This is a genomic window from uncultured Gimesia sp., assembly GCF_937910335.1.
Classification (GTDB): Bacteria; Planctomycetota; Planctomycetia; order Planctomycetales; family Planctomycetaceae; genus Gimesia.
The window spans coordinates 1-8,139 of sequence record NZ_CALEMX010000029.1; the positions used below are offsets into that span (position 1 = coordinate 1).

The 8,139-nt window shown below is 45.3% G+C and carries 8 protein-coding genes; 5 read left to right on the forward strand and 3 right to left on the reverse strand.

Features of this window, described 5'->3' with window-relative positions; all coding sequences use genetic code 11:
* The 4 genes from Q0668_RS01110 to Q0668_RS01125 all read left to right on the forward strand — a co-directional run.
* Window positions 1-550 (forward strand): PfkB family carbohydrate kinase (locus tag Q0668_RS01110; RefSeq protein WP_298859082.1); only part of this gene is annotated, 550 nt, incomplete at its 5' end.
* 98 nt (window positions 551-648) lie between these two features.
* Complete coding sequence (locus Q0668_RS01115; RefSeq protein ID WP_298859084.1) at window positions 649-2,019, forward strand: sigma 54-interacting transcriptional regulator; 1,371 nt, start codon at window positions 649-651, stop codon at window positions 2,017-2,019.
* Window positions 2,020-2,208: 189 nt separating this feature from the next.
* Complete coding sequence (locus Q0668_RS01120) at window positions 2,209-2,910, forward strand: lysophospholipid acyltransferase family protein (RefSeq protein ID WP_298859086.1); 702 nt, start codon at window positions 2,209-2,211, stop codon at window positions 2,908-2,910.
* Between the two features lie 160 nt (window positions 2,911-3,070).
* Window positions 3,071-4,681 (forward strand): FAD-dependent protein, encoded by a 1,611-nt coding sequence (locus Q0668_RS01125; protein ID WP_298859088.1) that lies wholly within the window; start codon window positions 3,071-3,073, stop codon window positions 4,679-4,681.
* Between the two features lie 33 nt (window positions 4,682-4,714).
* Here the strand turns inward: Q0668_RS01125 and Q0668_RS01130 are convergent, their stop codons facing one another.
* From Q0668_RS01130 to mtaB, 3 genes are all read right to left on the reverse strand, one after another.
* Window positions 4,715-5,014, reverse strand: a complete 300-nt coding sequence (locus Q0668_RS01130; protein WP_298859092.1) for a hypothetical protein — start codon at window positions 5,012-5,014, stop codon at window positions 4,715-4,717.
* 156 nt (window positions 5,015-5,170) lie between these two features.
* Entirely contained in the window at window positions 5,171-5,839 is a 669-nt protein-coding gene (locus tag Q0668_RS01135) for a thymidylate kinase (RefSeq protein ID WP_298859094.1), read from the reverse strand.
* A gap of 82 nt (window positions 5,840-5,921) precedes the next feature.
* On the reverse strand, window positions 5,922-7,232 hold the full coding sequence (gene mtaB / locus Q0668_RS01140; RefSeq protein WP_298859096.1) for a tRNA (N(6)-L-threonylcarbamoyladenosine(37)-C(2))-methylthiotransferase MtaB: 1,311 nt from the start codon (window positions 7,230-7,232) through the stop codon (window positions 5,922-5,924).
* 280 nt (window positions 7,233-7,512) lie between these two features.
* On the opposite strand from mtaB, the gene Q0668_RS01145 reads away from it, so the two are divergent.
* The coding region (locus Q0668_RS01145; protein ID WP_298859098.1) for a gamma-glutamyltransferase at window positions 7,513-8,139 on the forward strand (627 nt) is incomplete at its 3' end.

An 8,139-nucleotide genomic window follows, 5' to 3' on the forward strand; every position in this document is an offset into this window, starting at 1 on the left:
CAAACCGATCGACTTAGCCAGAGAAACGATGCAGTCTCTCATGACTTATGTAGATCTTGTAATTGCCAATGAAGAAGATGCAGATTTGTCATTGGGAATCAAAGCACCCGAATCTGATGTCGAAGCGGGAAATCTGAATATTCAAGGATACATTTCCGTTGCAAAACAAATGACCGAGCAATATCCCAATGTAAAACAAGTCGCTATAACCTTGCGCGAAAGTATTTCAGCCAGTCATAACAACTGGGGCGCCATGTTGTATGATCAGAGTAAAGATCAGGCATGTTTTGCACCAAGCGATGCGGATGGTAATTACTCCAGTTATCAAATTCGCAATATTGTAGATCGGGTCGGTGCCGGAGATTCCTTTGCGGGAGCATTGATATTTGCATTGAATACGCCCGAACTTGCTTCCCTCGAGACAGCCATTCGCTATGCGGTAGCCGCCAGTTGTTTGAAGCATAGTATTCAGGGAGATTTTAATTATTCAACTCGTTCAGAAATTGAGTCATTGATGTCTGGTGGCGGATCCGGTCGTGTACAAAGATAGAAGCCAGTGACAGTTGTTTGCTCTGAAATCCAGTCAGGTCTCCAAACGATACGAGATCGATCTGACGGGTTAAGCTAAAAGCGGAGGTGCGAGTAAGTATGAAGAGAGGATCAGGACGCCGCACCCGACTGGAAACCCGCTTGAGTTCTCTCGATACACCTTTGTTTTTGATCGACGCAGCACGGACTGTTCTTTTTTTTAATCAGGGTTGTGAAAAACTGCTGGAATGGCCGGCGGACGAAATTCTAGGCCAGACCTGTGATTATGCAGTGCATACCGATGCGGACGAGTGTGAATCGATTTGTAATTTATTGTGCCCTCCGCCAGAAGTGTTTAAGGGAAACCATTCTGAGGTTCCCCGTTATTTACTTACACACAGCGGAAAAACATTACCCTGTGTAATTCGTTATACCCCGTTACTTGATGAACATCGCCAGACTAAATTGGTTTGGGGAATCATTGACCCCATCGAAGCAACTCATAATTTGCCGGTCGCCTCCCCTCCTCAGCAATTGCATGCTGAACTGGCGGCATTACGTCTTTCATTAAGAAACCGGTTTCGATTTTCTACCATCATAGCGCAAAACGATGAGATGCAGCGTGTCTTACGGCAATTGGAATTAGTGATCAATTCGACGCAACCAGTCCATTTTTGGGGAGAACCCGGTACCGGAAAAGAACACCTGGCAAGAGTCCTGCATTTTGAAAGTGAGCAGAGAAGGAAAATATTTATTCCCTTGGATTGTGATAGTTTGCCGCCACGCGAACTGAAGCAAACAGTATCAAAAATCCTGAAAAAAGAGTTCGACGAACCAATGCCTCTCGAGCCGGGAGTACTCTTTCTTTCACATATTGAATCCCTTTCACGTGATATCCAGGAAATAATATTATCAAAATATCAATCGGCTACTTCCAAAAATAACATCCGGCTAATCACAGCCAGTTCTTTTTCTTTGACAGATCTCTTAGAACAAGAATCAATTCTTCCGGAATTTTTCTACCTGATCACAACCATGCAGATCAAAGTGCCTCCCTTGAGAGAACGAAGGGAAGACTTGGAATTACTAGCACAACATTTTCTAGAAAATGAAAATCGGTATCAGGATAAACAAATTAGCGGTTTTGCTCCCGGCGTTCTCTCACTGTTTCAGGATTACTTTTGGCCCACGAATTTGGATGAACTGGAAAAAATCATTCAGGCGGCATTCCAAACGACGTCTGAACTGATGATTACACAGGAGTCACTACCATTACGACTAAGGACTGGCATTGATGCGCGTTTGCTAGGTCCTGCTTTGCCTGCCACTGTCAAACCTCTGGAGGAAACGCTGTACCAGATCGAGAAAGAACAAATCCTTCTCGCATTAGAGCGATCAAAAAATAATCGAACAGAAGCAGCCAAACTGCTTGGGTTAACCAGAGCCAAACTTTATCGACGGATGGAATTGCTAAAAATCAGTCTTGATTAAGCACCTCCTTTTCAGCCTCTTTTCCAAAATTTAGTTGAAAATAGGTAGTTTGTGAATAATGGCGGCCGGGAAAAGCGACTTCTCGTGAGCTGAATTGCACGATGAAAATTGGGATTTGCATAGATTGAAACATCATTACAATTCTCTCTTCTATATGATTCATTGCCTATGCCGCGCAGGAGTAATCGGTTGAAAATTAAGAGTCGAGCTTTGCTGAGCGTTCTCAATTCTTGTGTTGTCATCTTAATTCGTTTGATTTTTAAGACGACACGCCTCGAGTATGTTGGAGACAGTATTACCCGTTGCCCTTTTGCTGATACAGGTACAGACCGCTATTTATACAGTGTCTGGCATGACTCTGTCATTCCACCTTTATTTTGCGGCAGAGAACATAATGGTGTAGCACTGATTAGTCAGCATCGAGATGCGGATACGATAGAGGCAATGCTGAAGGCCGCCGGTATGGGGGCAATTCGTGGCTCCACCAGCCGAGGTGGCGCCAGCGCGATCAAAAAGTTAATCCATCTGGCAGAGGGAAAACACGTCGTCATTACCCCTGACGGGCCACGCGGGCCGCATCATAAGATGAAATCGGGCATCGTTTTTCTCGCGTCGCACTCCGGTCGACCAGTGATTCCGACAGCATATACGGCAACCAGCTTTTGGAAATTCCAGGGAAGCTGGACAAGTATCTGGATTCCGAAACCATTTTCCAAAGTCTATTATCTCGTTGGACAACCCATATCAGTCCCGGAAAATCTCTCTCGCGAACAACTAAATGACTACACAGAACTAGTACAAGAAAAGATGGAAGACCTGGAGCGAGAACTGAAACATCTCATTTCAGATAAGACGGTTGAAGATATCGTTTCATTTAAAAAAGCAGCTTGAACAATTATTTCGCAGCCTGCATTCCAAAATTTTTCTACTTTTCTCATTGTTTAGAAGTGACAAAAATTGCATTCGGTTACCCTGGCGGTATAACATGACGGGTTGCTTGATATGATCGCAGGTATTGTTTCTGCGATTGTTCGATTCCGGTTGAGGCTCTATGTCACTTAAAGTAACCAATATTCGATTGCCCGTCGAACTTCCCGAACAAGAACTCGCAGTTCACATTGCGCAATATTTGGGGATCAAGCCGGAAGAAATTCAGAGCTATCGAATCATCAGAAAAAGCCTGGATGCGCGTTCGCGTCGGGATTTACGCTTTGTCTATTCAGCAGAAGTCAATGTGCCGGATGATTCAGGGATTCTGAGAAATCTTCGTGAAGAGTTGTCCGTACAAACTTATTCAGAGGCCCCTTTTATAGACCCCGTCAGTGGCAATCAACCATTGGATGAACGACCGGTGATCGTTGGTTCGGGGCCTGCTGGATTATTAGCCGGTTATCTTCTGGCGTTAAAAGGATATCGCCCACTCATCATTGAGCGTGGATTTCCAGTCAAGGAGCGTGTACCTGAAATCAGACGTTTCGATAAAGGTGACGCTTTTCAAAACGAAAATAACTATCTGTTTGGTGAAGGCGGAGCTGGCTGTTTCAGTGATGGAAAACTGACCTGTCGCCTAAGCGGCCCTGACGTGCAGTGGGTTTTGGAACGCTTTGTTGAATGTGGAGCCCGGGCTTCCATTCTTTATGAACATCGTCCTCACCTGGGTAGCAATAAACTTCCGATGATCTGTCGCAACCTTCGTCGCAAGATTGTAGCGATGGGTGGAGAATTCCAGTTTGAATGTCGGCTTGAAGGAATCGATGTTCTTGACGGTCAAGTACAGGGTATCATGACATCATCGGGATATCGCAAAACATCACAAGTGATACTGGGAATTGGTCATAGTGCCCGCGATACTTATCAAATGTTATACGATCTGGGAGTCCCCATGTTTCGAAAGGCATTTCAGTTAGGACTCAGAATTGAACAGCCACAGGAACAGGTCAATGAACACAAATACGGCCGACAGGAATACCTCTCGCTCCTGGGGGCCGCTGACTACACGATGATTACGAAAGGAAAACGCGATCTCTATACGTTTTGTATGTGTGCTGGCGGGATTGTAATGCCCAGTATTTCAGAGCCAAATATGTTTTGCACCAATGGAATGAGCAACTCCCGGCACGATACAGGCTTTGCGAATAGTGGAATCATGACGACGATTTATCCGGAAGAATTCGGAAGCGATCATCCATTGTCTGGCATGGAACTTCAAAGAAAATACGAATCAATTGCTTTTGAATTGGGTAATAAAAATTACCTGTCCCCCCTTCAGCTTCCGGGCGATTTCCTGAATCATCGAAAAACAGATGCAGGGTTTCGCTATCAGGGCACCTATCAAAGAGGCATCGTCCCGGCGGATTTGAGTCAGGTATTGCCACCGGTTGTGATTTCTCAAATTCAAAACGGATTGCCAATTATGAATCAGAAATGGAATGGTGCATTTTTAAAGGACGCTGTTTTAGTCGGTCCAGAAATGCGTGGTAGTTCTCCTGTTCGAATTGACCGCGAACGAGAAACCTATCAGACTTCAGGCTTCCGTGGTTTATATCCTGTTGGAGAAGGTGCGGGATACGCCGGCGGCATTGTGTCGGCAGCCGTTGATGGTCTGCTAAGTGCGAAAAAACTGGTTGAAGAATTTGCACCCCTCGAGCCAACAGTTTCTTAACTCGGCAGCTTCTATACTTTCTAAATAGCGAAATTATTCACTATTAATGACGCGATTGACAGATTGATCAATCGCTGCCAGATAGGCATCCAGTTTCTCGAACAGTTCCTGCGCAAAATCTTCGCTTTTTAATAACTCGGCAACTTGATTTCGAATACTGATATCTTCCACACGTCGTTTTTCAATTCCATCAGGAACACGCCGTACCAGACTAATCAATTTATCATTAGTAGGAATGAATCCCAATTCCAGATGCTCAATCAGTTCTGAAGTAAGTCTCTCAGTATCTGAGAACATTTCCCGCAATGTCAGTTGGCTTGGAGCCCGCTTCACAATTCCTGTCTCCCCTTCAAAGATCAAAGAACGTTGATATTAGACAGGCTTTTCCCTAAACAGGTCAAGTATATTTTGTATTCATCTTTCATTAAGTATTGAGAGAGATAGAACCCTGTTCATATGCGCTCTGGACAAACAGCTGAAACCCATCGATCAGAGTAAGTCTGAGACATGAGACCAGATTTCATTTCCAATCTCTTCAATAGACCTTAATTGATTCTCATGCAGACTATTAATTTTTTGCCAATGAGAATTTGTTTCAGCCAGATGCAGGTACACCTTTCGGACGTGAGACAGATAGGTTTGGTCCGCTTCCTGCAGGTCAGCTACTTTTTCTGTATAAGAGCGCGCCTGTTTTTCGGCAACCAGTTTTTGAGCATAGTCTGCAGGTAAATCCAACAGAATCGCCAGGTCCAGCCGAGGCATCCTGTAAATCTCATACTCGATTTGCTCAATCCATTGAATGAATTCAGCACGTTCATCGCCGGATAGTTTTGCTCCTTGATGTGCGATATTCGAAGGAATGTAACGATCGAAAATAACAACCTGACTTGACTCAATCATTCGAAAAATGTGATCGCGCGATTCAAAACGGTCTCCTGCATAAAGCAGCGATGCCAGAAAGGGATTCACTTCATCAAGTTGCCCGAATCTTCCATTCAGAAAATCACCGATGGACTTTCCAAACAATGTCTCATCGTATCGCGGAAAACCAATCAAGTTGGAACGAATTCCCTCCTCCTGACACTTCTGATGCAGTTTGCCCGCCTGAGTACCTTTACCTGAACCATCGATGCCTTCAATCGCAATTAACAATGTCACTCAAATTCCTTCTTTATGATACTCTTCGAGAGTCTTTTCAAAAAACGTTTCAGAAATGATACAGAAACGGGTAACCATTTATTTAAGTCGTAATGCGAGCCGCCTCAAGATATTCCCGGTGATCCTTGAGACCTCGCACTTTTATAAAATTTCCCAGATCGGCTTGAGAACCGCGACAAATCACAGGTGCATACCAGCGGTCTGTACCGCGGACCCATCCGGGATGGTCTTCTTCCTCGCGTTCAATGAGGACCTGTAGCTCACGATCAATTAATGTTTGATAGAAGTTCTGTGCTAAGTTCCGTTCCAGATCAGCCAGCTGCTGGCAGCGGTCCTGGCGAATTTCAGGGGAAACTTGATTTTCATACGTCGCAGCGGGCGTTCCTTTACGTGCGCTGAATGGGAAGACATGAATTTTCATAAATGCCGCATCGCGACAGGCCTGCTTCGTTTGCTCAAACTCTTCATCTGTCTCGCCGGGAAATCCGACAATGACATCGGTTGTGAATGAAGGGTGATTCAAACGTTCGCGCATCATCTGCAATTTTTCCAGAAAACGGCTGATATGATACCGGCGTTTCATTCGCCGCAAAACGGTATCTGACCCGCTTTGAAGCGAAGGATGAAACTGAGGGCAAAGGTGTTCACAGTCGGCGGCTGCAGAAATAAAATCATGATTGATTTCCGCGGTCTCTACACTGGAAAGTCGCATTCGCCAGTCACCGGGAATTTGATCCAACTTTCGAAACAAATGCCAAAGTCGAAAAGGAGCCTTACCCGATTTTCCACGTGTAGTATCGACACCATAATGACCAACATGGATACCAGTCAGAACGATTTCCTTGTATCCGTTGCCCACCAGTCGTCGGACTTCTTCTTCAATGTCTTCAGGCGAGCGACTTTGTAGTCCGGGACGTACCTGCGGAATGATGCAGTACGTACATCTCAAAATGCAACCATCCTGAACTTTCACATAAGCCCGCTTACGTCCTTCGAATTTGGAAATGCCGGTCGGCATATCAACGATTCCATGCCGTTCCAGAACGTCAGGCAGTTCTCGCTTGTCGGTAATGACTTCAAAAACGTCGGGTAATTCTGAGACCGCTTTAGGGTCTCGCGTGGCATAACAACCCATCACCAGTATTTTCGTTCCGGGGTTATTCTTAGAGAGCTGGCGAATCAGCTTTCGTCCCTTTGAATCACCCGTGGCAGTAACCGTACAGGTATTGACAACACACAAATCTGCGGTCTCGGTTTCAGAAGCCTCACGATACCCATTCTTTTCCAGCGCTTCTTTCACGAGTTGAGTTTCGTACTGGTTCACCTTACATCCAAGGGTCACCAGTTGGCATGTTTTGTTGGCTTGATTAGAATGGAGTTGATTGAGTGTCATTATTTTACAGCGATTAATTTAACGGTTACTCTGTAATAGGTAAGTCTTTGCTTCATGAACTGGGCCGGTATGAAGAGCTTTTTCAGAGAATTTTTGAAACACAGCCCCTTCACTGATTCGCTCTCTTTAAATGATTTTCCAAGATTCAATCTGGAAATCAATCAAGTCAAGTCGCATAGTATAATCAGTGAGAAACCAGACTTCGAGTGGCAGAATCAGATTGTCTGAACTGATTCTGACAATTACTTTTTCAGCGAGAAACCTGCTTAAAGGGAAACAGATGTATTTCAACGATTTAAGTCATAAATCATATCTAAGCAGTATGTTATGCCTGATACTGATCTTTACCCTTCTGGAAAGCCCTCGGAAGGGATATGCAGCAGACCCTCCCCTCGATCAGAAAAAACAGGTCTATCAAAATGGGGTCGTAGCCGCTGATCATCCCCTGGCCAGCGCAGCTGGTACAGTGATCCTCAAAGCAGGTGGGAATGTTGTGGATGCAGCCGTAGCGACATCGTTCGCACTTTCCGTCCTCAGACCCGCCAGTTGCGGCTTAGGAGGTGGAGGCTTTATGGTGATCTGGGATGCAGAGCAGCAAAAGTCCGTCGTCATTGATTATCGGGAACGTGCGCCTGCCGCTGCGACTCCGGAAATGTATGCAAAGTTGCCAGGCAACGATACTCAGCGAAAATACGCCAGTCGTCAGGGGCCATTAGCGGTCGCGGTGCCCGGCACCGTGGCCGGTTTGTGTTATGCAGTCAAAAAATATGGCAAGCTGGACTTACAGACGGTCATGCAGCCTGCAATTATGATGGCAAAAAGAGGAGTTCCTCTCAATGATCATATGCGGTCCGTGCAGAAATCCATGTTAGCACGAATTAAAAAAGGGAACTTGAATGCAGAACAG

Bases quoted from the DNA above. Each gene is read 5' to 3' on its own strand.
- Q0668_RS01115 (WP_298859084.1), top strand. From the start codon at position 649: ATGAAGAGAGGATCAGGACGCCGCACCCGACTGGAAACCCGCTTGAGT.
- mtaB (WP_298859096.1), bottom strand. From the start codon at position 7,232: ATGACACTCAATCAACTCCATTCTAATCAAGCCAACAAAACATGCCAA.
- Q0668_RS01125 (WP_298859088.1), top strand. From the start codon at position 3,071: ATGTCACTTAAAGTAACCAATATTCGATTGCCCGTCGAACTTCCCGAA.